The organism is Enterobacter sp. I4 (assembly GCF_022669095.1).
Lineage (GTDB): Bacteria > Pseudomonadota > Gammaproteobacteria > Enterobacterales > Enterobacteriaceae > Enterobacter > Enterobacter pasteurii.
This window is the reverse complement of sequence record NZ_JALBUO010000001.1, coordinates 1752359-1778234: the sequence shown is the minus strand read 5'-3', so window position 1 is coordinate 1778234 and position 25876 is coordinate 1752359. Positions and strand designations below refer to the sequence as shown.

The 25876-nt window shown below is 57.0% G+C and carries 28 protein-coding genes; 14 read left to right on the top strand and 14 right to left on the bottom strand.

What is annotated here, in order from left to right; translation table 11 throughout:
- Positions 1-21 precede the first annotated feature (21 nt).
- Complete coding sequence (dsbB, locus tag MOQ06_RS08470) at positions 22-552, top strand: disulfide bond formation protein DsbB (RefSeq protein ID WP_148418026.1); 531 nt, start codon at positions 22-24, stop codon at positions 550-552.
- A 122-nt stretch (positions 553-674) separates the two neighbouring features.
- Here dsbB and MOQ06_RS08465 read toward each other — a convergent pair whose 3' ends face one another.
- The 3 genes from MOQ06_RS08465 to MOQ06_RS08455 all read right to left on the bottom strand — a co-directional run bounded on the left by MOQ06_RS08465 (position 675) and on the right by MOQ06_RS08455 (position 2191).
- On the bottom strand, positions 675-1115 hold the full coding sequence (locus tag MOQ06_RS08465; RefSeq protein ID WP_193354611.1) for a YcgN family cysteine cluster protein: 441 nt from the start codon (positions 1113-1115) through the stop codon (positions 675-677).
- 93 nt (positions 1116-1208) lie between these two features.
- Positions 1209-1868, bottom strand: a complete 660-nt coding sequence (locus tag MOQ06_RS08460; protein ID WP_242172342.1) for a fumarylacetoacetate hydrolase family protein — start codon at positions 1866-1868, stop codon at positions 1209-1211.
- Positions 1869-1915: 47 nt separating this feature from the next.
- Positions 1916-2191 carry a YcgL domain-containing protein gene (locus MOQ06_RS08455; RefSeq protein ID WP_148418029.1) on the bottom strand — a complete coding sequence of 92 codons (276 nt, stop codon included), beginning with the start codon at positions 2189-2191 and terminating at the stop codon, positions 1916-1918.
- Between the two features lie 123 nt (positions 2192-2314).
- On the opposite strand from MOQ06_RS08455, the gene minC reads away from it, so the two are divergent.
- From minC to minE, 3 genes are read left to right on the top strand one after another with little or no spacing between them, the layout of a single operon-like run.
- Positions 2315-3022, top strand: a complete 708-nt coding sequence (gene minC, locus MOQ06_RS08450; protein ID WP_242172340.1) for a septum site-determining protein MinC — start codon at positions 2315-2317, stop codon at positions 3020-3022.
- 22 nt (positions 3023-3044) lie between these two features.
- Positions 3045-3857 (top strand): septum site-determining protein MinD, encoded by an 813-nt coding sequence (gene minD, locus MOQ06_RS08445; RefSeq protein WP_003859938.1) that lies wholly within the window; start codon positions 3045-3047, stop codon positions 3855-3857.
- A 3-nt stretch (positions 3858-3860) separates the two neighbouring features.
- Positions 3861-4127, top strand: coding sequence for a cell division topological specificity factor MinE (gene minE / locus MOQ06_RS08440; protein ID WP_003859937.1), 267 nt, complete (start codon positions 3861-3863; stop codon positions 4125-4127).
- A 76-nt stretch (positions 4128-4203) separates the two neighbouring features.
- Here minE and rnd read toward each other — a convergent pair whose 3' ends face one another.
- The 5 genes from rnd to MOQ06_RS08415 all read right to left on the bottom strand — a co-directional run bounded on the left by rnd (position 4204) and on the right by MOQ06_RS08415 (position 10583).
- Complete coding sequence (gene rnd, locus MOQ06_RS08435; RefSeq protein WP_242173235.1) at positions 4204-5319, bottom strand: ribonuclease D; 1116 nt, start codon at positions 5317-5319, stop codon at positions 4204-4206.
- A gap of 83 nt (positions 5320-5402) precedes the next feature.
- On the bottom strand, positions 5403-7088 hold the full coding sequence (gene fadD, locus MOQ06_RS08430) for a long-chain-fatty-acid--CoA ligase FadD (protein ID WP_148418031.1): 1686 nt from the start codon (positions 7086-7088) through the stop codon (positions 5403-5405).
- Positions 7089-7291: 203 nt separating this feature from the next.
- The gene (locus MOQ06_RS08425) at positions 7292-7873 is read right to left on the bottom strand and encodes a Slp family lipoprotein (RefSeq protein WP_176610063.1); all 582 of its coding nucleotides are present in this window, start codon (positions 7871-7873) and stop codon (positions 7292-7294) included.
- Between the two features lie 37 nt (positions 7874-7910).
- Entirely contained in the window at positions 7911-8606 is a 696-nt protein-coding gene (gene tsaB / locus MOQ06_RS08420) for a tRNA (adenosine(37)-N6)-threonylcarbamoyltransferase complex dimerization subunit type 1 TsaB (RefSeq protein WP_242172338.1), read from the bottom strand.
- Positions 8607-8672: 66 nt separating this feature from the next.
- Positions 8673-10583: an ATP-dependent DNA helicase gene (locus MOQ06_RS08415; RefSeq protein ID WP_148418034.1), complete on the bottom strand. Its 1911-nt coding sequence runs from the start codon at positions 10581-10583 to the stop codon at positions 8673-8675.
- A gap of 133 nt (positions 10584-10716) precedes the next feature.
- Here MOQ06_RS08415 and MOQ06_RS08410 point away from each other — a divergent pair, with 133 nt between their 5' ends.
- A complete protein-coding gene (locus MOQ06_RS08410; RefSeq protein WP_148418035.1) occupies positions 10717-11061 on the top strand; it encodes a RidA family protein in 345 nt (114 codons plus the stop codon).
- Between the two features lie 5 nt (positions 11062-11066).
- Here MOQ06_RS08410 and MOQ06_RS08405 read toward each other — a convergent pair whose 3' ends face one another.
- Positions 11067-11249: a YoaH family protein gene (locus MOQ06_RS08405; RefSeq protein WP_003859925.1), complete on the bottom strand. Its 183-nt coding sequence runs from the start codon at positions 11247-11249 to the stop codon at positions 11067-11069.
- Between the two features lie 61 nt (positions 11250-11310).
- Between MOQ06_RS08405 and pabB the strand changes: the two genes are divergently transcribed.
- The 4 genes from pabB to MOQ06_RS08385 all read left to right on the top strand — a co-directional run bounded on the left by pabB (position 11311) and on the right by MOQ06_RS08385 (position 16497).
- Positions 11311-12639: an aminodeoxychorismate synthase component 1 gene (gene pabB, locus MOQ06_RS08400; protein WP_242173233.1), complete on the top strand. Its 1329-nt coding sequence runs from the start codon at positions 11311-11313 to the stop codon at positions 12637-12639.
- A gap of 2 nt (positions 12640-12641) precedes the next feature.
- Positions 12642-13220 (top strand): CoA pyrophosphatase, encoded by a 579-nt coding sequence (locus MOQ06_RS08395; protein ID WP_148418036.1) that lies wholly within the window; start codon positions 12642-12644, stop codon positions 13218-13220.
- A gap of 184 nt (positions 13221-13404) precedes the next feature.
- Positions 13405-14769, top strand: coding sequence for an L-serine ammonia-lyase (gene sdaA, locus MOQ06_RS08390; RefSeq protein WP_242172336.1), 1365 nt, complete (start codon positions 13405-13407; stop codon positions 14767-14769).
- Between the two features lie 129 nt (positions 14770-14898).
- On the top strand, positions 14899-16497 hold the full coding sequence (locus tag MOQ06_RS08385; RefSeq protein WP_242172334.1) for a cyclic diguanylate phosphodiesterase: 1599 nt from the start codon (positions 14899-14901) through the stop codon (positions 16495-16497).
- Between the two features lie 6 nt (positions 16498-16503).
- Here MOQ06_RS08385 and yoaE read toward each other — a convergent pair whose 3' ends face one another.
- The gene (yoaE, locus tag MOQ06_RS08380; RefSeq protein WP_148418038.1) at positions 16504-18063 is read right to left on the bottom strand and encodes a CNNM family cation transport protein YoaE; all 1560 of its coding nucleotides are present in this window, start codon (positions 18061-18063) and stop codon (positions 16504-16506) included.
- Positions 18064-18525: 462 nt separating this feature from the next.
- Between yoaE and manX the strand changes: the two genes are divergently transcribed.
- From manX to mntP, 5 genes are all read left to right on the top strand, one after another.
- A complete protein-coding gene (gene manX / locus MOQ06_RS08375) occupies positions 18526-19488 on the top strand; it encodes a PTS mannose transporter subunit IIAB (protein ID WP_242172333.1) in 963 nt (320 codons plus the stop codon).
- 46 nt (positions 19489-19534) lie between these two features.
- Positions 19535-20335 carry a PTS mannose transporter subunit IIC gene (manY, locus tag MOQ06_RS08370; RefSeq protein WP_003859914.1) on the top strand — a complete coding sequence of 267 codons (801 nt, stop codon included), beginning with the start codon at positions 19535-19537 and terminating at the stop codon, positions 20333-20335.
- Between the two features lie 12 nt (positions 20336-20347).
- A complete protein-coding gene (locus tag MOQ06_RS08365; RefSeq protein ID WP_006810994.1) occupies positions 20348-21199 on the top strand; it encodes a PTS mannose transporter subunit IID in 852 nt (283 codons plus the stop codon).
- Positions 21200-21253: 54 nt separating this feature from the next.
- On the top strand, positions 21254-21712 hold the full coding sequence (locus MOQ06_RS08360; RefSeq protein WP_242172332.1) for a DUF986 family protein: 459 nt from the start codon (positions 21254-21256) through the stop codon (positions 21710-21712).
- A 398-nt stretch (positions 21713-22110) separates the two neighbouring features.
- Positions 22111-22677, top strand: coding sequence for a manganese efflux pump MntP (gene mntP, locus MOQ06_RS08355; RefSeq protein ID WP_148418041.1), 567 nt, complete (start codon positions 22111-22113; stop codon positions 22675-22677).
- On the opposite strand, the gene rlmA is transcribed toward mntP, so the two are convergent.
- The 4 genes from rlmA to MOQ06_RS08335 all read right to left on the bottom strand — a co-directional run bounded on the left by rlmA (position 22674) and on the right by MOQ06_RS08335 (position 25857).
- Positions 22674-23489, bottom strand: coding sequence for a 23S rRNA (guanine(745)-N(1))-methyltransferase (gene rlmA, locus MOQ06_RS08350; RefSeq protein ID WP_242172331.1), 816 nt, complete (start codon positions 23487-23489; stop codon positions 22674-22676). The genes mntP and rlmA overlap by 4 nt on opposite strands.
- A 40-nt stretch (positions 23490-23529) precedes the next feature.
- Positions 23530-25275: a peptidoglycan glycosyltransferase FtsI gene (gene ftsI, locus MOQ06_RS08345; protein ID WP_242172330.1), complete on the bottom strand. Its 1746-nt coding sequence runs from the start codon at positions 25273-25275 to the stop codon at positions 23530-23532.
- 216 nt (positions 25276-25491) lie between these two features.
- On the bottom strand, positions 25492-25701 hold the full coding sequence (gene cspE, locus MOQ06_RS08340) for a transcription antiterminator/RNA stability regulator CspE (RefSeq protein ID WP_001062678.1): 210 nt from the start codon (positions 25699-25701) through the stop codon (positions 25492-25494).
- Positions 25702-25713: 12 nt separating this feature from the next.
- Entirely contained in the window at positions 25714-25857 is a 144-nt protein-coding gene (locus MOQ06_RS08335) for a DUF2627 domain-containing protein (RefSeq protein WP_148418044.1), read from the bottom strand.
- Positions 25858-25876 lie beyond the last annotated feature (19 nt).

The following is a 25876-nucleotide window of genomic DNA, read 5'->3' as shown; positions in this document are numbered from 1 at the left end:
GCATGTTCCAGGGAAATGATTATGTTGCGATTTTTGAACCAGTGCTCACGCGGTCGCGGAGCCTGGTTGTTGATGGCCCTGACCGCCTTCGCGCTGGAAATGGTCGCGCTGTGGTTTCAGCATGTGATGGGGCTGAAACCATGCGTGCTGTGTATATATGAGCGCTGTGCGCTGTTCGGCATTATGGGCGCGGGTCTGGTCGGTGCGATTGCCCCCAATACGCCGTTACGCTATGGGGCGATTGCCATCTGGCTGTACAGCGCCTGGAAAGGGATTGCGCTTGCCTGGGAGCATACCCAGATGCAGCTTCACCCTTCACCGTTTATGACCTGCGATTTTGCTGCCCGCTTCCCGAGCTGGCTGCCGCTGGATAAATGGCTGCCGCAGGTGTTTGTCGCATCCGGAGACTGCTCCGTTCGCCAGTGGGAATTTCTGACGCTGGAGATGCCGCAGTGGCTGGTAGGCATTTTTGTGGCCTACTTCGTGGTGGCGCTGCTGGTGCTGATTGCCCAGCCGTTCAGGCCGAAGAAACGCGATTTGTTCGGAAGGTAAAAGCAAAACGGCAACGATAGTTGCCGTTTTTAGTTTTTGCGCCCTCTCCCGTGGGAGAGGGTTGGAGTGAGGGCATCAGGCCGCACCTCAATAAAAAACCGCCCCGGCGGTTTTTTTTATTATCAACGGTTGGGGTGATTCAGAATGTGGTCTTCCCAGTCCCGCACCTCAGACTCTTTCACCGCAATGTGGCGCACGGAAATGCGTTCGCCGTGCATCGCCGCTTTGGATCCCGTCAGCAGCGGGTGCCACGCCGGGAGGTCTTTTCCTTCCGCCAGCAGGCGATAGGCGCAGGTGTGCGGCAGCCACTCGAAGGTCGGCAGGTTTTCACGGGTTAATTTGATGCAGTCCGGTTCGTATTCGAAACGGCGCTCGTAGTTGCGGCACTGGCAGGTTTTGATGTTTAGCTGCCTGCAGGCTACGTTGGTGAAATAGATTTCGTCCGAATCTTCATCCATCAGCTTATGCAGGCAGCACTGCCCGCAGCCGTCACACAACGATTCCCACTCCGCATCGGTCATGTCGTCGAGAGTTTTGCTTTGCCAGAAAGGAATATCGTTCATCAGGATGTCCACACGTCAAAATAGAGCGCACCTTATAACGAGTCTGGCACGTTGATGCAAGTTTTGCCGCCCTTTTCGGGCGGCAAGGCGCTTTTACAGCACGCGGGTTTTCAGCGACAGGCCGTTAAAGCTGACGTCCAGTTCGTCGCCGCTGTGCAGGGGACCCACGCCTTCCGGGGTGCCGGTGAGGATCACATCGCCGGGCTTCAGGGTGAAGAAGCGGCTCATGTAGGCAATCAGCGGGACGATCTTGTGGATCATGTCAGCGGTGGTGCCCTGCTGGCGGACCGCGCCGTTGACCGTCAGGCTGAACGTCGTGTTCTGCGGATCGTCGGTAAATTCACTTACCGGAACGAAACCGGAGATGGGGCAGGAATTATCAAAGCCCTTGGCTTTTTCCCACGGCTGCCCCGCCTTCTTCATTTTACCCTGCACGTCGCGCAGGGTCAGATCCAGCGCAACACCGTAACCCGCAATCGCTTTCTGCACGTGATCTTCGGTGGCCTGGCGTAGCGTCGCGCCTATCAGCACCGCCAGCTCCACTTCATGATGCACCGAGCCAAGCCCCTGCGGGAGCACCAGCGGCTGGCGAATATCGCACAGCGCGGTTTCTGGCTTGATAAACAGAACCGGCTCCTCCGGCACGGCGCTGCCCATCTCCTGAATATGTTTCGCATAGTTGCTGCCCACGCAGACCACTTTGCTGACGGGATAATCCAGTAATGCACCTTGCCAGTTATGATGTTGATACATGGTCGACCCCTAATCGGTTGAGAAGTTGATCCCGGAAAGAGCGGGAGTTATTTCTTTCCGCTCGCCTCAAGATGCTGTTTTAATAAATTCTCCGGCGGTGGCGGAAGCTGTAAATAATAGCCTTGATCCGCTAATGCCTTTTTCACTTTTTCCAGATCGGCATTGACCAGCTTCTTGCGGCCATCCAGCGGCAGCAGCATCGCCAGCTGCGGTCGGCCAAAGCTTTTCATTAATTCTTCCGGCACGCGGGAAAAATCGTCTTTCTTTTCGACATAAAGATAGGTCTGGTCGCGGCTGGTACTTCTGTAGATCACACAAAACATGTTTTTACTCTGAATTAACGGGTGGTTGCTTGCCTCAATATACTCCTGACTATAACATGCCTGATACTCTTCGGAATATCGCGGCGATGTGTTGCGGTTAATAGCAAATTGAGTAAGGCCAGGATGTCAAATACGCCCATCGAGCTTAAAGGCAGTAGCTTCACCTTATCAGTGGTTCATTTGCATGATGCAAAACCCGAGGTTATTCGTCAGGCGTTAGAAGACAAAATCGCGCAGGCTCCCGCTTTTCTTAAGCATGCGCCCGTCGTCATCAATGTAAGCGACCTTGAGGGTCCGGTGAACTGGAAGCGACTCCAGCAGGCCGTCACCTCTACGGGGTTGCGCATCGTGGGCATCAGCGGCTGCAAAGAAGCTGAGCTGAAAGCCGAAATTGACCGGGCAGGTTTGCCGCTGCTGAGCGAAGGCAAAGAAAAAGCCCCCCGCGCAGCGCCTGCAACCGTTCCCGTTCCCCCGCCTCCGGCGCAAAACGTAACCGCTGTCACAAAAACGCGATTGATTGATCTGCCGGTTCGTTCCGGTCAGCGCATTTATGCGCCAAACTGTGATCTGATCGTTACAAGCCACGTCAGCGCGGGCGCTGAACTGATTGCAGATGGCAATATTCACGTTTACGGTATGATGCGTGGACGTGCGCTTGCGGGTGCCAGCGGCGATCGAGAAGCACAAATATTTTGTACTCACCTGACGGCAGAACTGGTGTCTATCGCAGGTGAATATTGGCTGAGCGATAAAATCCCAGCCGAATTTTATGGCAAAGCGGCCCGTCTGCAGCTGGCAGACAACGCTTTGACCGTTCAACCGTTAAATTGATCCCTTTTAACAAGGAATTTCTATGGCACGCATTATTGTTGTGACTTCGGGTAAAGGAGGCGTTGGCAAGACCACCTCCAGCGCGGCCATCGCTACTGGTTTGGCCCAGAAGGGAAAGAAAACCGTCGTAATCGACTTCGATATCGGTCTGCGTAACCTGGACCTGATTATGGGCTGCGAGCGTCGCGTGGTGTATGACTTCGTGAACGTCATTCAGGGCGATGCCACCCTTAACCAGGCGTTGATTAAAGACAAGCGCACCGAGAACCTCTACATTCTCCCGGCGTCCCAGACCCGCGATAAAGATGCCCTGACCCGCGAAGGCGTGGAGAAGGTGCTCGACGATCTGAAAAAAATGGAGTTCGACTTCGTGGTCTGCGACTCCCCTGCCGGTATCGAAACCGGCGCGCTGATGGCGCTTTACTTCGCGGATGAAGCCATCATCACCACCAACCCGGAAGTCTCGTCGGTACGTGACTCCGACCGTATTCTCGGCATTCTGGCCTCAAAATCCCGCCGCGCGGAAAATGGCCAGGAGCCGATCAAAGAGCACCTTCTGCTGACCCGCTACAACCCGGGCCGCGTGAATAAAGGTGATATGCTGAGCATGGAAGACGTGCTGGAGATCCTGCGCATCAAACTGGTTGGCGTCATCCCGGAAGATCAGTCCGTGCTGCGCGCATCAAACCAGGGCGAGCCGGTGATTCTGGATACACAGGCAGACGCGGGTAAAGCGTATGCGGATACCGTTGACCGTCTGCTGGGAGAAGAACGTCCTTTCCGCTTCATTGAAGAAGAGAAGAAAGGTTTCCTCAAACGCCTGTTCGGAGGATAAGTTATGGCATTACTGGACTTTTTTCTCTCGCGGAAAAAAAGCACCGCCAACATCGCAAAAGAACGTCTGCAAATCATCGTTGCGGAGCGCCGTCGTAGCGACGCCGAGCCGCACTACCTGCCGCAGCTGCGTAAAGACATTCTGGAAGTGATCTGCAAATACGTGCAGATTGACCCGGAAATGGTCACCGTTCAGCTGGAGCAAAAAGACGGGGATATTTCAATTCTGGAGCTGAACGTGACGCTTCCGGAAGCGGAAGAGTCACGTTAAATCGTTTGTGGTTCGTAACCCCGGCAGGCGCAGCGCCACCGGGGAAAATATGCCGGGTATATGCCCGGCATATTTGTTAGCGCGGATACCCTTCCAGCAGGGTATTCAGGCGTTCGGCCATCAGTTCACCCCGCCATCCCGCGACCAGCTCCGGCAGGCCGTTCTGCGGCTTTAACTTCCAGTGCCAGTTCAGCAGCTGGTTAATCTGACGACGTGAAGCCAGCAGCTCCGCGCTCAGCCTGCTTTCGCTCGCCACCGCCTGCACCAGCGCTTTGATATCCTTAAACGCCTTGCGGTATCCCGGCATATCCATCAGGTTTAGCAGCGGCTCCGGCAGCGCCTCTTCCGGCAGCTGCCGGGCTTTCTCAACCAGCGCGAGCAGGGTTTTGCCGTGGAAGCGGATCTCGCTCCCGGAAAGGCCGATGCTGTCCAGCTCGCCAAGACTGCCCGGCATGTAGCGCGCTACGGCCCACAGATGCTCTTCGCGCACCACGAAATTAACCGCCAGGTCACGCTCGCGCGCTTTACGCAGGCGCCAGTCGGCCAGCAGCTGCAGGCAAGCCAGCTGGCGCGTGCGCAGCTGCCAGGCGTTGGTGATATCACGCCAGGCCTCTTTCGGGTCAACGACTTCCTGACGACGCTGTTGGGTCATGCGGCACTCGTCCAGCGCGGCGTCCAGCCAGCCGGAGGCTTCCGCCTCCTTCATGAGCTGGCCGGCGATCGGCAGCAGGTAGAACACGTCTGCCGCGGCATATTCAAGCTGGCGCGCCGTCAGCGGACGCGCCAGCCAGTCGGTGCGGGACTCGCTCTTATCGAGCGTCAGGCCGGTGTACTCTTCCACCATCGCCGCAAAGCCCCAGGAGAGCGGACGACCGCTGAACGCCGCGAGGATCTGGGTGTCAATCAGCGGCTGCGGCATGATGCCAAAGGTGTTGAGGAATACTTCCAGATCTTCACTGCCTGCATGCAGATATTTCGTTACGGCGGTATCAAGCAACAGCTCGCGCATTGGCGCCCAGTCGGTGATGCCAAGGGGGTCAATCAACGACACGTTTTTGCCGTCATACATCTGAATCAGACCCAGCTGGGGGTAGTACGTTCGGGTGCGGACAAATTCCGTATCCAGGGCGATAGCGGGGAAATCACGCGTCACCTCGCACAGCGAAGCCAGCTCGTCGTTGGTAGTGATCATCTGGTAATTCAAATCGGACTCTCTTTTGTTTGCGCCCATAAAAAACGCCGGCTTAACCGGCGTCTGGGCGATTAACGTGAAGCTCAGGCCTTATTGTCCACGTTGGCACGGGCTTCGTCACGTAATTCTCGTCGTAATATCTTCCCGACGTTGGATTTCGGCAGCTCGTCGCGGAATTCCACCAGCTTCGGCACTTTATATCCCGTCAGGTGACGGCGACAGAAGGTTATCAGCTCCTCTTCCGTCAGCGAACCCTGTTTTCTGACCACAAATATCTTCACCGCTTCGCCGCTGCTGCCGGACGGGACGCCCACTGCCGCCACTTCCAGCACGCCGCTGTGCTGCATGACCACATCTTCAATTTCGTTCGGATAGACGTTGAAGCCGGAAACGAGGATCATGTCTTTTTTGCGATCGACGATGCGCAGGAAACCTTCGTCATCCATCACCGCAATGTCTCCGGTGTAAAGCCAGCCGTCTTTGATGATGTCGTCCGTGGCATCCGGACGCTGCCAGTAGCCCAGCATCACCTGCGGCCCTCTTACGCACAGCTCGCCGGGTTCGCCATGAGGCACTTCGTTGCCCTCATCGTCCACCAGCTTTGCTTCCGTCGACGGCACCGGCAGGCCGATGCTGCCGCTGTGGTAGTCAATATCGTGCGGGTTCACGCTGACCAGCGGCGCGCACTCCGTCAGGCCGTAGCCTTCCAGCAGATACTGCCCGGTGAGCTTCACCCAGCGCTCGGCAACCGCCTGCTGGACGGGCATACCGCCGCCCGCCGAAAGGTGCAGCGTGGAAAAATCGAGCTGCTGGAACTCTTTGTTGTTAAGCAGCGCGTTAAACAGGGTGTTCACGCCGGTCATGGCGGTGAACGGGTATTTCGCCAGCTCCTTAACCAGGCCGGGGATGTCGCGCGGGTTTGTGATCAGCACGTTCTGGCCGCCCAGCTCGATAAACAGCAGGCAGTTCATGGTCAGGGCGAAAATGTGATACAGCGGAAGCGCGGTGATCACCAGCTCTTTGCCCGGGTGCAGCAGCGGGCCGTAGGTGGCGTTAACCTGCTCAAGGTTCGCCAGCATGTTGCGATGGGTCAGCATCGCCCCTTTAGCCACGCCGGTGGTGCCACCGGTGTATTGCAGAAACGCCAGATCTTCCGCCACGATTTCCGGCTTCACGTACTGCATCCGGTAGCCCGCATGCAGCGCGCGGCGGAAGGAGATGGCGTCCGGCAGATGGTATTTTGGTACCAGGCGCTTAACGTATTTGACGACAAAGTTGACCAGCGTACCTTTCGCGGTAGAGAGCTGGTCGCCCATGCGCGTCAGGATTACGTGTTTGACCTGGGTTCTTTCAACCACCTTTTCCAGCGTGTGGGCAAAGTTGGAGACGATCACAATCGCCGCCGCACCGCTGTCATTCAGCTGATGCTCCAGCTCGCGCGGGGTGTAAAGCGGGTTGACGTTCACAACGATCATCCCGGCCCTGAGGATCCCGAACAGCGCCACCGGATACTGCAGCAGGTTCGGCATCATCAGCGCGACGCGATCCCCTTTCTGCAACCCCAACCCTTCCTGTAAATAGGCCGCAAACGCCCGGCTGCGCTCTTCCAGCTTACGGAAGGTCATCACTTCGCCCATGTTCACAAATGCGGGCTGGTCAGCATAACGCCGTACCGAGTGTTCAAATAATTCAATCAGGGATTGATAACGGTCAGGATTGATCTCCGCAGGGACATCTGCGGGATAACGGTTAAGCCAAACCTTTTTCAATGCATCACCTCTGAAATGAGTGTTCGTCGTCATCACAGCCCCGATAATAAACAGTTTGTTAACATTATATTAACTCAGCGTACCAGTTTATTAATTGTTCAGATTGCAGGTTGCGAAGCGCGTCACTCTTTTTTTTCGTTTTATCCGTAAAAAAACAGAGACAGCGGCTGAGCCGCTGTCTCTTTTCTATCAATAACAGTAACTTACTCGGTTACGATGGTTTGTACCTGTGCCGGGCCCGGAGTGTACCAGCCCCAGCCACCGTAGCCGTAACGGTACGGATGAGGACCCCACATCCAGGGGTCGATCGGCTGCGGCGGCATGACGACCTGCTGGGCAATACGCCAGCGCTTGTAGCCGTTAACCTGCATGGTCATAAATTTGTACGGCGTATTGCCGATTTTACCCGCCACCGAACCGGTGATCGGGCCGACAACGGTCACCAGCTGTCCACGGAAATCAACCGGGTCGAGGAAGCCGCTAACGTCCGCGTAGATCCGCCCGCGCGAGGCTTCACCCAGAACAGGCCGCGCGCCGCCGTCCAGCGGGACGGTGGCAATTTCCAGGCGGGTTTTACCCTGCTGGTTAACGACGTCAACCACCTTGCCGCCAAACCGCGCTTCCTGGCCAACGTACAGCTCCGGGGCATTCATCACGCGTACCAGATCCTGCTGTGGCGTCGGGCTGGTGCCCTTAATCGCATCAGGAACGGTAACGCACCCGCTCAGCGCTATGGCAAACGCGCCTGCCATAAAAAAGCGTACAACTTTAGTCTGAACCGCCATGATGCGACTCCTTTTTCTCAGTTCCTGTTACTGAGATTCACTCGCGGCCCGGAAGTTTCTTCCACGCGACGGTGTTTCGTAAATAAACCGGTTCAGCGTGTTCAACCGCCACGGTTTTTCCTGCTGCAAGCAGCTGACCGGCGATCGGGAGCATATCTTCAGCGGCAGGCAGGAGCATGTTGCCGTCCACCAGCGTGATGCCGGTATCCTTCGCCATCTCAGGCCATGCCGGCCAGCCGGTTCCGACCGTTGCCCACTCGCCGGTGAGCTGCTTCAGGCGTTCCGTAACGGCTTCAGGCTTAAGCACCGCTTCCGTCTCTTCGCCGTGCCAGACGCCGTTTTCATCGCGGGTATATTCCGCCCAGTACACTTCACCCATGCGGGCATCAATCGCGGCCAGCACGCGGGTGGCCCCGGTCATGCGCCAGGCGCCCTGAGCCATCGTTGCAAGCGTAGAGACGCCGATCATCGGCAGCTCGGCGCCCAGCGCCAGCCCCTGCGCAATGCCAATCCCGATACGTACGCCCGTGAAGCTGCCCGGCCCACGGCCATAGGCCAGCGCGTCGAGATCGGCCAGGGCGGCGTTGCCCTCGGTTAAAATGGTTTTCACCAGGGGCAGAATACGCTGGGTGTGTTCCCGTGGGCACTCTTCGAAATGAGCAAAGATCGTACCGTCGTTCCACAGGGCAACGGAACAGGCCTCTGTCGCGGTATCAATAGCCAGAATTCGCATCAGTCGTCGCGCTCTCGCAATGGTCAGTCACAAAATGGCGCGCATCTTAACACACTCCGGCGAGAATTACTCCGCCGTTGGGTTCGCCAGGAAGCGAACCGCGCGTTTAATATCCCGCGTGCGCGGCGCGGGCGGCAGGCTGGCAAGGAAGGTGGCACCGTAGGGGCGCATCACCAGGCGGTTGTCGCAGATAACCAGCACGCCACGATCGGTAACGTCGCGGATCAGGCGCCCTACCCCCTGTTTAAGGGTAATTACCGCGTCCGGCAGCTGAACGTCGTCGAACGGATCGCCCCCGCGCAGGCGGCAATCCTCCATGCGCGCTTTCAGCAGCGGGTCGTCCGGCGAGGTGAACGGCAGTTTATCGATAATCACCAGCGAGAGCGTATCGCCGCGCACGTCCACCCCTTCCCAGAAGCTGCTGGTCGCCACCAGCAGGGCGTTACCGGCGCTGACGAACTGCTGGAGCAGCTGGCCTTTGCTGGTTTCTCCCTGTAACAGCACCGGCAGGGTCATGGTGGCGCGGAACTGCTCGGCCAGATCGCGCATCATGGCGTGAGAGGTGCAGAGCATAAAGCAGCGGCCGTTGTTGGCCTCAATCATCGGCTTGAGCATTGCCGCCAGATGGCGCGCCGCCCCCGGCTGATTCGGCAGCGGCAGATTGCGCGGCACGCACAGCAGCGCCTGTTTTTCATAGTCAAAAGGGCTCGGCAGAAGCAGGGATTCTGCCTGCTCGATGCCGAGACGCTCGGTAAAGTGGTGCAGATCGTCATTGACGGACAGCGTGGCGGAGGTAAAGACCCAGGTACCGGGCTTTTGCGCCATCACCTCTTTGAACTTATCGGCAACGGTCAGCGGCGTCAGCGCCAGGGTGAAGTGGCGAGAGGTGCATTCATACCAGTAGCTGTACCCCGGCTGGTTAATCTCCTTCAGCCGCTTCAGCCGCCCGCGATAGAGCGTGGCGCGCTCAAAGGCGGCGTCCAGCAGGGCGGAGCGTCCAAGAGACAGCTTCGCCACGTCGTAGCAGAGCTCAAGAGCGTCATCGAGCAGCAGCAGCGCGCGCTGAATGTTTTTGTCTGCGAGCAGTTCGCGCAGGTTGCCGCGATAGCCCGGCTCGCCGAGCTGTAAACGGAAGTCCTGCGCGCACTGCGCCAGGCGATCGGCGCACTTTTGCAGCTGCTGGGTGTCTTTTAATTCGGTGCGATAGGCAATGGTGAAATCTTTCGCCAGATCCTGAAGCTGGCGGCTTGAGAGCGACTGGCCGAAATACTGGCTGGCGATGTCCGGCAGCTGGTGGGCTTCATCGAAGATCATCACCTCCGCTTCGGGAATGAGCTCCCCAAAGCCGCTGTCTTTCACTACCATATCCGCGAGGAACAGGTGGTGGTTGACTACCACCACATCCGCATCCATGGCGGTTTTGCGCGCTTTCACCACAAAGCAGTCTTTGTACAGCGGACAGTCGCTGCCGAGGCAGTTATCGTTGGTGCTGGTCACCAGCGGCCAGGCGGGGGAGTCTTCCGGCACGCTCGCGCAGGTGCTGATATCCCCCTCCTCCGTCTGGTTGGCCCAGGCGCGCAGGACAATCACATCGCTCAGGGTTTGCACCGGCAAATCGCCTCCCGCCAGCGCCTGCTGTTCGAGCCGCTCCAGGCAGAGGTAGTTAGAACGCCCTTTCAGCAGCGCCAGACGGCCTTTGTATTTCAGCGCTTTCGCCACCGTCGGCAGGTCACGGCTGTAGAGCTGGTCCTGTAGCGCTTTTGATCCCGTAGAGATGATCACCTTCTTTTTCGCCCGCAGCGCAGGCGCGAGGTAAGCGTAGGTTTTCCCCGTGCCGGTTCCGGCCTCCACCACCAGCGGCTGCGCCTTGTCGATGGCGTGCGCGACGGCATGCGCCATCTGACGCTGGGGTTCACGCGGCTTAAAGCCGGGAATAGCCTGTGCTAACTGACCTTCTGGGGAAAAATCGTCTGCCACGGTGTTCTCTCACTGTATTTTTGCACAGGGATTATGTCAGCCCATCCTCTCCTGTGCCACCCCAAATAGTGACGACGGCGGAACAATATGGCAGTCTTGCCGGCTGACGACGAAAAATAACGAGGATACGTTTATGACTATTGTGCGCATTGATGCCGAAGCCCGCTGGTCTGATGTGGTGATCCACAACCAGACGCTCTACTACACCGGCGTGCCCGCTAACCTGGACGCCGACGCCTTCGAGCAGACGGCGAACACCCTGGCCCAGATCGACGCCGTGCTGGAAAAACAGGGCAGCGACAAATCCCGCATTCTGGATGCGACGATTTTCCTGGCAAATAAGGACGATTTCGCGGCAATGAACAAAGCCTGGGATGCGTGGGTGGTGGCAGGTCACGCGCCTGTACGCTGTACCGTACAGGCCGCGCTGATGAAACCGGAATATAAGGTAGAGATCAAGATTATCGCGGCGGTGTAAGCCCGTTACTCTTCATCTTCATCCTCAAAACGCGCCACGATCCGCTCGCCGGTATGGGTGGCGCGAAGTTCTTCCGCGACCTGGGAAATCGCCTGTCCGCTGCTCATCCCCTGGGACATCAGCTCCTGGATACGCTCAACAGCTTTCTGCTGCTGGTCATGGCTGAGAGAAGGTAAACCTGCAAACATCGTCAACTCCTGCTAAATTATTCGCGCTAATTATTTCACGCTGCCCGGTAGTATGCCATACATGAACATGCGCTTCCCCACTGTTATTGCCTTGCCCTGGCGTGAAGACGCCGCCGAGTTCTGGTTTTCTCGTCTGAGCCATCTTCCCTTTGCCATGCTGCTGCACTCGGGCCATGCGGATCACCCCTACAGCCGATTCGATATTCTGGTAGCCGACCCGGTCAGGACGCTGACCACCGAAAGCCTTTCACCGACGGACGATCCGCTGATGCGGCTTCAGGAGGAGATCGGCGCGCTGGGATTATCAGCCGCCCCAAACCCGGATCTCCCGTTCCAGGGTGGCGCCCTGGGCCTGTTTGGCTACGATCTGGGCCGCCGCTTTGAAACGCTGCCCGGACGGGCGCTGGCGGATATTTCCCTGCCCGATATGGCGGTGGGGCTGTATGACTGGGCGCTGATCGTGGATCACCGTAAACAGACGGTTTCCCTGGTATGCCATGGTGACGAGCAGGGGCGTCTGGCCTGGCTTGAGGCGCAACGTCCCGCTCCGGTGGAACCCTTCAGGCTTGCCTCCGGCTGGCGCTCGAACATGACCGCCGCGGACTACGCGGAAAAATTCACCCGCGTACAGGCCTATCTGCAAAGCGGTGACTGCTATCAGGTTAACCTTGCCCAGCGTTTCCAGGCCGCGTACCGCGGGGACGAGTGGCAGGCGTTCACCCGCCTTAATGCCAGCAATAAGGCCCCGTTCAGCGCGTTTTTACGCCTTGAACGCGGCGCGATCCTCAGCCTGTCGCCCGAGCGCTTTATTCATCTGGCGGAAGGTATAATTCAGACACGCCCGATTAAGGGCACCCTGCCGCGCCTTGCCGATCCGGATGCCGACCGCCAGCAGGCGGAAAAGCTGGCGGCCTCGCCGAAAGACCGGGCTGAAAACCTGATGATTGTCGACCTGATGCGCAATGATATCGGCCGCGTCGCCGAGCCGGGCAGCGTGCGCGTGCCGGAGCTGTTTGTCGTGGAGCCTTTCCCGGCGGTACACCATCTGGTCAGCACCGTTACCGCGCGTCTGCCCGCGTCGCGCTCGGCCTGCGATCTGCTTCGCGCGGCGTTTCCTGGCGGCTCCATCACCGGTGCGCCAAAGGTCCGCGCAATGGAGATTATCGATGAGCTGGAGCCACATCGCCGCAACGCCTGGTGCGGAAGCATCGGCTATATCAGCCTGTGCGGGACCATGGATACCAGCATCACCATTCGCACCCTGACGGCCAGCAACGGCACCCTGTACTGCTCCGCGGGCGGCGGCATTGTGGCCGACAGTCAGGTTGAGGCGGAATATCAGGAAACCTTTGATAAAGTGAATCGTATTCTGAAGCAGCTGGAGAACTAACGGTGGAGAAAGAGAACCTGACGCTGGATGATTTTTTATCGCGCTTTCAGCTTTTGCGGCCCCAGATTAACCGCGCCACGCTGAATCAACGTCAGGCGGCGGTGCTGATCCCCGTGGTGCGTCGGGAGCAGCCGGGCCTGCTGCTGACGCAGCGCTCCCCCCATATGCGAAAACACGCCGGCCAGGTTGCCTTTCCCGGCGGCGCGGTGGACAGCACCGACGCTTCGCTGATTGCTGCCGCACTGCGTGAGGCGCACGAAGAAGTGGCCATCCCGCCTGAGGCCGTCGAGGTCATCGGGGTGCTGCCGCCGGTCGACAGCGTAACCGGTTTTCAGGTCACCCCGGTCGTCGGCATTATCCCCCCCAATCTTCAGTATCACGCCAGCGTCGATGAAGTGTCTGCTGTGTTCGAAATGCCGCTGGAAGAGGCCCTTCGATTGAGCCGCTATCACCCGCTGGATATTCACCGTCGCGGACACGATCATCGGGTCTGGCTGTCGTGGTACCAGCATTATTTTGTCTGGGGCATGACGGCAGGCATTATTCGTGAACTGGCCCTGCAAATCGGCCTGAAGCCTTGACTATACTTTACATTCCACCCTTTTCTGGCAGGTTTGCGATCGGCGTCGCGCTATTAGCAAAACCATCGTTAACCATTAGTTTAATTCATGTGAATAGTTAAGCCGAGGTTGATGTTCCCTCTTACACTATGCGCAGTTATAACATCGTTACTGGAACCCCAGTAACCCTGTCAGGAGTGTGAAAGTGATTAGTATATTCGACATGTTCAAAGTGGGGATTGGCCCGTCCTCTTCCCACACTGTAGGGCCGATGAAGGCCGGTAAACAGTTCGTCGATGATCTGGTCGAAAAAGGATTACTGGAAAGCGTTACCCGTGTCGCCGTAGACGTTTACGGTTCACTGTCATTAACGGGTAAAGGCCACCACACCGATATCGCCATTATTATGGGTCTGGCGGGCAACATGCCGGACACTGTTGATATTGATGCCATTCCGGCATTCATCCGCGACGTGGAAACGCGCGGTCGCCTGCTGCTGGCTAACGGCCAGCACGAAGTGGATTTCCCGCAGGATGACGGGATGCGTTTTCGCAGCGACAACCTGCCGCTGCATGAAAACGGCATGACCATTCATGCCTGGAGCGGCGAAAAAGAGATCTACAGCAAAACCTATTACTCCATCGGCGGCGGCTTCATCGTTGATGAAGAGCATTTTGGTAAAGAGAGCGCGGGCGACGTCAACGTCCCCTATCCGTTCAAATCCGCTACCGAAATGCTGGGCTACTGCAAAGAGACCGGCCTGTCCCTGTCCGGTATGGTGATGCAGAACGAGCTGGCGCTGCACAGCAAAAAAGAGATCAAAGACTATTTTGCCAACGTGTGGCAAACCATGCGCGCCTGTATTGACCGCGGGATGAACACCGAAGGCGTTCTGCCCGGGCCACTGCGCGTGCCGCGTCGTGCCTCTGCGCTGCGCCGTATGCTGGTGACCACGGACAAGTTCTCCAACGACCCGATGAACGTGGTTGACTGGGTAAACATGTTCGCGCTGGCGGTTAACGAAGAGAACGCCGCGGGTGGTCGCGTCGTGACGGCGCCAACCAACGGCGCGTGCGGTATCGTTCCGGCCGTGCTGGCCTACTACGATCACTTTATTGAGCCCGTGACGCCGGACATTTATATCCGTTATTTCCTCGCGGCAGGCGCCATCGGCGCGCTGTACAAGATGAACGCGTCTATCTCCGGCGCTGAGGTAGGCTGTCAGGGTGAGGTGGGCGTTGCCTGCTCCATGGCGGCAGCCGGTCTGGCGGAGCTGCTGGGTGCAAGCCCAGAGCAGGTTTGCGTGGCGGCCGAAATCGGTATGGAGCATAACCTCGGTCTGACCTGCGATCCGGTTGCCGGTCAGGTACAGGTGCCGTGCATTGAGCGTAACGCCATCGCCTCCGTTAAGGCCATCAACGCCTCGCGCATGGCGATGCGCCGTACCAGCGAGCCGCGCGTGTCGCTGGATAAGGTTATCGAAACCATGTACGAAACCGGCAAGGACATGAACGCGAAGTACCGCGAGACCTCTCGCGGCGGCCTGGCCATTAAGGTGCAGTGCGACTAATACTTCCCCTCGCCCGTCTGCAACGGATGGGCGAATTTTCCCTTCTCGTCTCGTCGCTTCCCGTATTCCCCACTACACTGTCTCTGTTGCGTCCGGCTTTTTTGACTGGTGCTTATCAGGCGACCGTTCATGCAAAATGCACAAACGATCATTAAAGACTATCGCCGAAAGCGCGCTATCGTCTGCGTCACGGTTGCGCTCGTTACGCTCGTCCTGACCCTGGGCGTGCGCTTTATTTCACAGCGCAACATAAATCAGGATCGGATCCTCGACTTTACCCACAGCACCGTGCGCGCGCTGGACAAGGTGCTTATGTCCCTGGAAACCCACCGTGAAACGCTCCTCTCGCTGGTTGGCGAACCCTGTTCTGAGGTAAATCTGGTCCTGCGAAAGCAGGCTGCGATTCTGCAAACCGTACGCTCGATCGCCCTCATAAAAGACGGAACGCTGTATTGCTCAAGCGTGTTTGGCATTCGTAACGTTCCCGTCAGCGAATTTCAGCCGATACTGCCGTCCAGTGAACCAAAGCTGCTGTTACTGACCGACCGGTGGCTTTTAAAAGGCAGCCCGGTGCTTATCCAGTGGTCCCCCGTGGCGGGCCAGGGCACGGACGGGGTAATGGAGGTGGTGAATATCGATCTTATTACCAAAATGATCCTCGAGCCGCAGCGGCCGCTTATTACCGACGTTGTCCTCAAGGTAGGCGATAATTTTCTCCGCTACGGGCAGCAGGTTTCGGATACCCTGGCCCTGGATGAAAACGCGCCCCGGCTGGAACAGCCCTCGCATCGTTATCCGTTCAGCGTTACCGTGAGCGGGCCAGGCCCCGGCGAGATGGCGTTAAAAAACCTGCCAACCCAGCTGCCGCTGGCGCTGATGCTCAGCTTGCTGATGGGCTATATCGCGTGGCTTGCCACGGCGCGGCGCATGAGCTTTACCTGGGAAATCAACATGGGGATCGCCGCCCGGGAGTTTGACCTCTTTTGCCAGCCGCTGGTCAATGCCCGCACCGGGGAGTGCGTCGGCGTTGAGATCCTCCTGCGCTGGAATAACCCGCGCCAGGGGTCGATCTCTCCCGACGTGTTTATACCCCTGGCCGAAGAACATAATCTGATTGTGCCGCTTACCCGCTACGTCATCAGCGAAACGGTGCGTCAGATTGGCTATTTTCCCGCCTCACGGGATTTTCATATTGGCATCAACGTGGCCGCCAGCCATTTTCGCCGCGCCGCGCTGATCCGTGATCTCAACCGGATCTGGTTTAACGCCAGCCCGGTTCAACAGCTGATTATTGAGTTAACCGAACGCGATGCGCTGCTCGACGTGGATTACCGCATCGTGCGCGAGCTGCACCGTAAAGGGGTGAAGCTTGCGATTGATGATTTTGGTACCGGCAACAGTTCCCTTTCCTGGCTCGAAAAGCTTCATCCGGACGTGCTGAAAATCGATAAGTCCTTCACCGCCGCGATCGGCACCGACGCCGTAAACTCAACGGTAACGGATATTATTATTGCCCTGGGCCAGCGGCTGAACATTGAACTGGTTGCGGAAGGGGTTGAAACCGGGGAGCAGTCGCGCTATTTGCGCCGTCACGGCGTGCATATTCTGCAGGGATTTTTGTATGCGCGGCCTATGCCGCTGCGGGAGTTTCCGAAATGGCTGGCGGAGAGTTCCCCTCCGCCAGCGCATCACAACGGACACATCGTGCCCTTAATGCCGTTACGCTAGATGGCGTTACTCTTCTTCGTCGTGGGCTGACTGCTCTTTAACAATACGCACCATATCCACGCGATAGTCGTTGGCCTCAACGATGGTAATTTGCAGCGGCGGCAGTTCAAGCACGTCACCGACGCGCGGGATCTGTCCGTTAACCGCAATAACCAGCCCCGCCACGGTAGCGATGTCTTCGTCATCATTCACCACGTTTTCCACGCCCAGCGTGTGCGACAGCGCGTGCAGGTCGGTGGTCCCTTTTACCAGCCAGCCGTCACCGTCGGCAACGATTTCCGGCGTTTCATCCGCATCGGGGAATTCCCCGGCGATGGCTTCCAGTACGTCCAGCGGCGTCACCAGACCCTGTACCACACCAAATTCGTTGGTGACGATAACAAAGCTTCCGCGCGCGCGGCGCAGCACGCCCAGCAGGTTAATCGGATCCAGCGTCTCCGGCACCACAATAGCGGGCGACGCGGCGGCGACAGCTTCGACGTTGATGCCCTCTTCCAGCGCCACCAGCATCTCCTTCGCGCGCACCACACCGATGATTTCATCCAGCTCGCCCCGGCAAACCGGGAACAGGCTGTGCGGTGAGGAGAGCAGCTGCTGACGAATTTCATCGACGCTCAGGTTGGCATCGACCCAGCTGATTTCACCGCGCGGCGTCATGATGCCGCGCAGGGAGCGGGAGGCCAGGGAGAGCACGCCGTTAATCATGTAACGTTCTTCTTCCACGAACGCCCCTTCCGGAACCGGCACCGGATTACGGTTTTCGGAATCAGACTGCACGTTCACCTGACGGCGACCGCCCATCAGACGCAGGATCGCATCTGCGGTACGGGCGCGCAGCGGCTGATTCGATTGCTGCTTAATAAAGTTACGGCGTGCAATCTGGTTAAACAGCTCGATCAGGATCGAGAAGCCAATCGCGGCGTACAGGTAGCCTTTCGGAATATGGAAGCCAAAGCCTTCCGCCACCAGGCTCAGACCAATCATCAGCAGGAAGCTCAGACACAGCACCACTACCGTCGGATGCTGGTTGACGAAGCGCGTCAGCGGCTTCGAGGCCAGCAGCATTACCGCCATCGCAATCACAACGGCCGCCATCATCACCGGCAGATGGTTCACCATGCCCACCGCCGTAATCACCGCATCCAGCGAGAAGACCGCATCAAGCACCACAATCTGAAGCACGACCACCCAAAAGCTGGCGTAGCCTTTCCCGTGCCCACCGTCGTGCTGCCGGTTCTCCAGCCGTTCATGTAGCTCTGTTGTGGCTTTGAACAGCAGGAAAAGCCCCCCCACCAGCATGATCAAATCGCGTCCGGAGAAGGTGAAATCCATAACGGTGAACAGGGGCTTCGTCAGGGTGACCATCCACGAGATCACGGACAGTAAGCCCAGTCGCATGATCAGCGCCAGCGAGAGGCCGATCAGACGCGCTTTATCACGCTGTTTCGGCGGCAGCTTGTCCGCGAGGATGGCGATAAATACCAGGTTGTCGATACCGAGAACGATCTCCAGCACGACCAGCGTAAGTAAGCCGACCCAGATTGACGGGTCCATTAAGAATTCCATGAGACGCTCCTGCTAAAGAAATGACAAAGCGGTGCCCCGGTACGGTTGGGCAGATCACAGGGAATGAGCGATGGTGCGTGGCGAAGATCGCCGTTGAAGAAGGCGCGGGGTGGCCTGATAGATGACTGACGTCGGTGACGGTCCATATAGTGGGCTGTAGCCCTATACTCCTGAATTATTAAACGGAGGCTAAACATATCAGAGACAAGTGGTTTTTAGCAAAGATTTACGTTCCTTTGCAATCTTCTGTAACACACGCGGTTTACCTTACAGAAAAATCTGTAAGGCGTAGCTAAATTACGGATCTTCATCACATAAATTATTTTTTCACTATCTAAAATAATTCGCGGAAGTCTTAGTTTTTAGAACTCTAACCCTTATCTGAATCGATTCGGTTCGCCAATACGATTCTCAATACGCCTGCCTGGCAGACGTATCAATGATAATAAAAGGAGGTAGCAAGTGACCATTGCTATTGTCATAGGCACACATGGTTGGGCTGCGGAGCAGTTACTCAAAACGGCAGAGATGCTGTTGGGCGAGCAGGAAAACGTCGGCTGGATCGATTTCGTTCCCGGTGAAAACGCCGAGACGCTGATTGAAAAGTACACTGCTCAGCTGGAGAAACTGGATACCAGCAAAGGCGTGCTGTTTCTCGTGGATACATGGGGCGGCAGCCCGTTCAACGCTGCCAGCCGCATTGTCGTCGATAAAGAGCATTATGAAGTCGTCGCCGGGGTGAATATCCCGATGCTGGTGGAAACCTTCATGGCGCGCGACGACAACCCAGGCTTCGATGAACTGGTGGCGCTGGCGGTGGAAACCGGCCGCGAAGGCGTGAAGGCGCTGAAGGCCCAGCCGGTTGAAAAACCCGCCCCTGCTCCCGCGGCACCGAAAGCGGCAGTCCCGGCGAAGCCAATGGGCCCGAACGATTATATGGTTATCGGCCTCGCGCGTATCGATGACCGTCTGATCCACGGGCAGGTGGCGACGCGCTGGACGAAAGAGACCAACGTACAGCGTATTATCGTGGTCAGCGACGAAGTGGCCGCCGACACCGTCCGTAAAACCCTTCTTACCCAGGTTGCACCGCCGGGCGTCACCGCGCACGTTGTGGATGTCGCCAAAATGATCCGCGTTTATAACAACCCGAAATACGCGGGCGAGCGCGTGATGCTTCTGTTCACCAACCCGACAGACGTCGAGCGCCTCGTTGAAGGCGGCGTGAAAATCACCTCCGTTAACATTGGCGGCATGGCATTCCGTCAGGGCAAAACGCAGGTCAACAACGCGATTTCAGTCGATGCGAAAGATATCGAGGCCTTCAACAAGCTGAATGCACGCGGTATCGAACTGGAAGCCCGCAAGGTTTCCACGGATCCGAAACTGAAAATGATGGATTTGATCGGCAAAGTGGGGAAATAAGCCCGGGCCGGTTTTCACATAAAGCTTATGTAATAGGAGAAGTACAATGGAGATTACCACTCTTCAGATTGTGCTGGTGTTCATCGTCGCATGTATTGCGGGTATGGAGTCCGTACTTGATGAATTTCAGTTCCACCGCCCTCTGGTGGCCTGTACGTTGATTGGCGCCGTTCTCGGGGACATGAAAACCGGTATCATCATCGGTGGTACCCTGGAAATGATCGCCCTCGGCTGGATGAACATCGGTGCGGCAGTGGCGCCGGATGCGGCGCTGGCGTCCATCATTTCAACCGTTCTGGTTATCGCCGGTCATCAGAGTATCGGTGCCGGTATCGCACTGGCCATCCCGCTGGCCGCTGCGGGCCAGGTGCTGACCATCATCGTTCGTACTATCACCGTTGCCTTCCAGCACGCGGCGGATAAGGCAGCCGAAAACGGCAACCTTACGGCGCTCTCCTGGATCCACGTTTCATCCCTGTTCCTGCAGGCGATGCGTATCGCGATCCCTGCGGTTATCGTGGCGATCTCCGTCGGTACCAGCGAAGTTCAGGGCATGCTGAACGCTATTCCTGAAGTGGTCACCAGCGGTCTGAACATCGCCGGGGGTATGATCGTGGTGGTTGGTTATGCGATGGTCATCAACATGATGCGCGCAGGCTATCTGATGCCATTCTTCTACCTCGGCTTCGTTACCGCGGCATTCACCAACTTCAACCTGGTTGCGCTGGGCGTGATTGGTGCAGTGATGGCGATTCTCTACATTCAGCTCAGCCCGAAATATAACCGCGTGGCGGGTGCTCCGGCGCAGGCTGCTGGTAACAACGATCTCGATAACGAACTGGACTAACAGGTGAGCGACATGGTTGATATGACTAAAACTACCACTGAGAAAAAACTCACTCCGGGTGATATTCGTGGCGTGTTCATCCGTTCTAACCTGTTCCAGGGTTCGTGGAACTTCGAACGTATGCAGGCGCTCGGCTTCTGCTTCTCCATGGTGCCGGCCATCAAGCGCCTGTATCCGGAAAACAACGAAGCACGTCGCCAGGCGATTAAGCGTCACCTGGAATTTTTCAACACCCATCCGTACGTCGCCGCGCCGGTTCTCGGCGTGACGCTGGCGATGGAAGAGCAGCGTGCGAACGGCGCAGAGATTGACGACGGTGCCATCAACGGTATCAAAGTCGGTCTGATGGGGCCGCTGGCAGGCGTGGGCGACCCGATCTTCTGGGGTACCGTGCGTCCCGTCTTTGCGGCTCTGGGTGCCGGGATCGCCATGAGCGGCAGCCTGCTTGGTCCGCTGCTGTTCTTCATCCTGTTCAACGCGGTGCGTCTGCTGACCCGTTACTACGGCGTGGCGTACGGTTATCGCAAAGGGGTGGATATTGTTAAGGATATGGGCGGCGGCTTCCTGCAAAAACTGACCGAGGGGGCGTCAATCCTCGGCCTGTTTGTGATGGGGGCGCTGGTTAACAAGTGGACACACGTGAACATCCCGCTGGTGGTATCGACCATCACCGGTCAGGATGGCCAGACGCGCGTCACCACCGTGCAGACCATTCTGGACCAGCTGATGCCGGGCCTGGTGCCGCTGCTGTTGACCTTCGCCTGTATGTGGCTGCTGCGTAAGAAAGTGAACCCGCTGTGGATCATCGTTGGCTTCTTCGTCATCGGTATCGCGGGCTACGCCGTCGGCCTGCTGGGTCTGTAATAAACTGCGTTATCGACCGGGGGCTTGCCCCCGGTCTTTTTATCTGGAGGATGAATGACTTTCACGGACACCGTACTGGTTTTGTTTATTGTTGCCCTTCTGGCTTACGCGATCTATGACGAGTTCATTATGCCTCGCCGCCACGGCGAGACGCTGCTGACCCTTCCTCTCTTACGCCGTGGACGCATTGATGCGTTTATCTTCGCCGGCCTGGTCGTCATCCTGATTTACAATAACGTGACCAGCCATGGTGCAATATTAACCACATGGTTATTATGTGCGCTGGCCCTGATGGCGATTTACCTGTTCTGGATCCGTTCGCCAAAACTCATCTTTAAAAAACACGGATTTTTCTTCGCCAATGTGTGGATAGAATATAACCGTATTAAAGAGATGAATTTATCCGAAGACGGCGTGCTCGTCATGCAATTAGAACAGCGCCGCCTGCTTATTCGGGTCAAAAATATTGATGACCTTGAAAAGATCTACAAACTTCTTCTTAAAACTCAATAGCTTAATATTATAGCACCGGCTATATAACGCGATATTGTTTCGCACTCAGTATAGCCGTTGCTATATCTTGCTTGCGTAATAACTTATATTTATTAACGATATTTTCACGCATAAACCTAAATGAAAATCGTTATCAAACAATAAGCTAAATTACGCCTTCTTCATTGTTGTTTTATATTCTCAAAATATGTTAAGGTTGCGCCCGTCGTTGGGGAGTAGCCGATTTCCTGCATGCAGGAAATGTACGTGTCAACATACTCGTTGAAAAACGTGGCGCGTACGGATCGCTTTCAGCACGTTATCGTGCCAAGAGGATCAGGCGAGACCATAGATACATCAACTGCTGTTTACTGGGGGCAGTGATGTGTCATATGGATATCCCCGGTCTGGACGCTCTGATGAATATCTCCGCTACGATCCTTCTCGCTTTTGGCATGTCCATGGACGCGTTTGCCGCCTCCATCGGTAAAGGTGCCACGCTCCATAAACCTAAATTTTCTGAAGCTCTGCGTACCGGCCTCATCTTTGGCGCTATCGAAACGCTGACGCCGCTTATCGGTTGGGGTCTGGGAATGCTCGCCAGCCAGTTCGTGCTGGAGTGGAACCACTGGATTGCCTTCGTGCTGCTGGTCTTCCTCGGTGGACGCATGGTGATTGAAGGTGCTCGCGGTAACGGCGACGACGAGGAAGCGCCGCTGCAACGCCACGGCTTCTGGCTCCTGGTCACCACAGCGATTGCCACCAGCCTGGACGCGATGGCCGTCGGCGTTGGTCTGGCCTTCCTTCAGGTCAATATTATCGCCACCGCGCTGGCGATTGGCTGCGCGACGCTTATCATGTCGACGCTGGGAATGATGGTTGGCCGGTTTATCGGCCCGCTGTTAGGCAAGCGAGCGGAAATTCTGGGCGGTATCGTGCTGATCGGGATTGGTGCCCAAATCCTCTGGGCACACTTCGCGGGTTAAGCGTCGCGCTGCCAGCAGTGGATGCTGAAATCCGTCTGGCAGCGAAATTCTGCGCAGGTCGCTAACGTTTCCCACACCTCTGGTTTTGCCCGCCACGCGAACGGCGTCATTTGCAGCAGCGCCACGGCTTCACTTCCCTGCAGCGTCATTTCATACCCCACCGACTGCGCCTGCGTTAACGTAAAGCCCGCCAGCTGTTCAGAGTGAGGCGCATGCAGGCGCACGTCATCGTAGATTAGCCCCTTCAGCTCCATCAGATGGCGTGGCCCGGGCGTGACGGTGATAACCCACCCGCCGGGCTTAACCACGCGCGCCAGCTCCTCTGCCTTACAGGGCGCATAGATGCGCACTACGGCATCCATACTCGCATCCTCAAACGGCAGCCTGTGGCTCGAGGCGACGCAAAACGTCACGGCGCAGTAGCGTTTTGCCGCCGCGCGGATAGCCACCTTCGACACGTCCAGGCCGAACGTTTCAGCGCCCTTCTCTCGCGCCACGTCAGCAAACGCTGCGGTGTAGTAGCCTTCGCCGCAGCCGATATCCAGCACGGCGGAGGCGGCATCCGTCAGGCTTTCAGCCAGCCGGTGTGCAACGGTGTCCCTGAGCGGCTGGTAATGCCCGGCATCAAGAAACGCCCGGCGCGCCTGCATCATCTCTGCGCTGTCTCCCGGATCCCGGGAGCGCTTGTGCTGCACCGGCAGCAGGTTCACATAGCCCTCCTTCGCCATGTCAAACTGATGGCCCTGCGGACAGGTAAAGCTTTTCTCCGAGCGCGTCAGCCGCGCGTGACAAAGGGGACAACTGAAAGACATGACAACTCCGGGGACGTAAACCAAAAGGCGAAGTGTACCGCTATTCGCCGGGGTTATAAACGGCTGGGTTGCGCATCACGATCAGATGGTCAGAATCTTCCGGCAGCCCGTCGGGCTTCACGTTTTCCAGGCGCAGGACGTTCCCCATAATTTCGCTGAACACCGGCGCGGAAACGGCTCCCCCATAATAGGCGCCGTTTTGCGGATCGTTGATCACCACCACCAGCGCAAAGCGGGGATCGCTCGCGGGCGCAACGCCTGCGGTATACGCGACGTATTTATCCACGTACTTACCGTGCTCATCGATTTTTTTGGCCGTCCCGGTTTTTATCGCCACGCGGTAGTTACGCACCGCCGCCTTTACCCCACCGCCGCCGGGGAGCGCGACGCTCTCCATCATGTGCTCCACCTCGTGAACAATCTGTTCGGGCATCACCCGTTTGCCAATTACCGGCGGATCGATACGGGTGATCGACAGAGGACGTTCAATCCCGTAGCTGCCGATGGTGGCATACACGTGCGCCAGCTGGAGTGGCGTTACCATCAGACCATAACCGAACGCGAAGGTCGCCCGATCGAGCTGACTCCAGAATTTTCGCTGCGGCAGTAAGCCCGAACTCTCCCCGGTTAAGCCAAGCCCGGTACTCTCACCAAAACCAAAGCTTTTGTAGGTATCAAGCAGCCGCTGTACGGGCATTGCCAGAGAAAGACGGGACACGCCCGTGTCGCTGGATTTTTGCAGGATCCCGGTCATCGTCAGCTCCGGGTAGTAGCCCACATCGCGAATACGGTGACCGTCAATGGTGTAGGGATGGGTATCTATCACGCTGTCAGGCTGAACCAGCCCCTGCTGAAGCGCCGTCATCAGCACCAGGGGCTTGACGGTTGAGCCGGGTTCGAAGGTGTCGCTGATAGCGCGATTGCGAAAATCATCCAGCGTCGCTCCTTCCCTGTTGTTGGGGTTGAAGTCCGGGAAGCTCGCCATCGCCAGAATTTCACCCGTATGGATATCGATCAGCACCGACGCGCCTGACTCGGCTTTGTTCCACGCCACGGCGTTATCCAGCGCGTCCTCCGTGATGGTTTGCAGGCGTTCATCGATACTGAGCTGGATATTATGCGCCGGTACGGGCGCCACCTCGGTGAGGTTCTCCACCACGTGACCGTAGCGATCTTTCCTCACCTGCCGCACGCCAGCCTTTCCGGTGAGCTGCGCATTAAAGCTTTTCTCAACGCCTTCAATGCCCTGACCGTCAATGTTCGTAAAGCCGATAAGGTTAGCGGCCACGTGCCCGGCAGGATAAAACCTCCGGGATTCATCCCGAAGGTTGATACCCGGAAGGCGCAGCTTATCGATCCACTTAGCCTGGGCGGGATCGACCTGACGGGCGAGATAAATAAATCGGCCATGCGGATTGCCGTTGATGCGCGACGCAAGCGTGCTCAGGGAGAGGTGCAAGGCGTTTGCCAGCGCCTGCCAGCGCGAATCAAAACCCACTCCACCTTTTTCCAGTACGGTTTTCGGATCGGCCCAGACGGCCTGGACAGGTACGCTTACCGCCAGCGGGCGTCCTTCACGGTCAACGATCATTCCCCGCGGGGCGTCGATTGGCACTTCGCGCAGGGAGCGCATATCTTCCTGCTTCACCAGATTGTCCGGTTTGACGATTTGTAACCACGCCACCCTGCCCAGCAGAAAGGCCAGGCTGCAAAAGATAGCGAGACACAGAAGAGCAAAACGCGCCGGCGTAAAATTTCCGGTGGCCGTTATAGTATTTTTTTTCACCTTAACCCCAGGGCTGTTAAACAACGCACTGATTTAACGGGAAAAGAGGACGATAAGGCGGGAAAACAATGCTAATAACCTCGCAGCTTTGCAACAAGTTACTAACAGGGAAGGATTACGTAATAATTTGAGAAATAAACGCATAAAAAAGCCCCGCATCGGCGAGGCTTATGTCTGAGATCGAAGCGCCTGGCGCTTCAGTCAGCAGTGATTCGATCAGATAGCAGTTACGTTAACCGCAGCTGGGCCTTTCTGGCCGTCCTGAATTTCGAACTCAACGTTCTGGCCTTCAGCCAGAGTTTTGAAGCCGTTACCCTGGATTGCAGAGAAGTGTACGAACACGTCTTTGCTGCCGTCAGCAGGAGTAATGAAGCCAAAACCTTTAGACTCGTTGAACCACTTAACTTGACCTTTAATCTTTGCCATTTGCAAAATTCCTTAGAGTGTTTTCTTAGCCCGCAGGCATAACTGAGATAAAACTGAGACATTACTGCATGAGGCACTAATATAAGGTTCGGCAGAGAAGCGGTATTCAACGACAACGTGTTTACTCAGGACTTCTTTACTGAAAATGCCACACATAAACAGAACTGTACCTCGT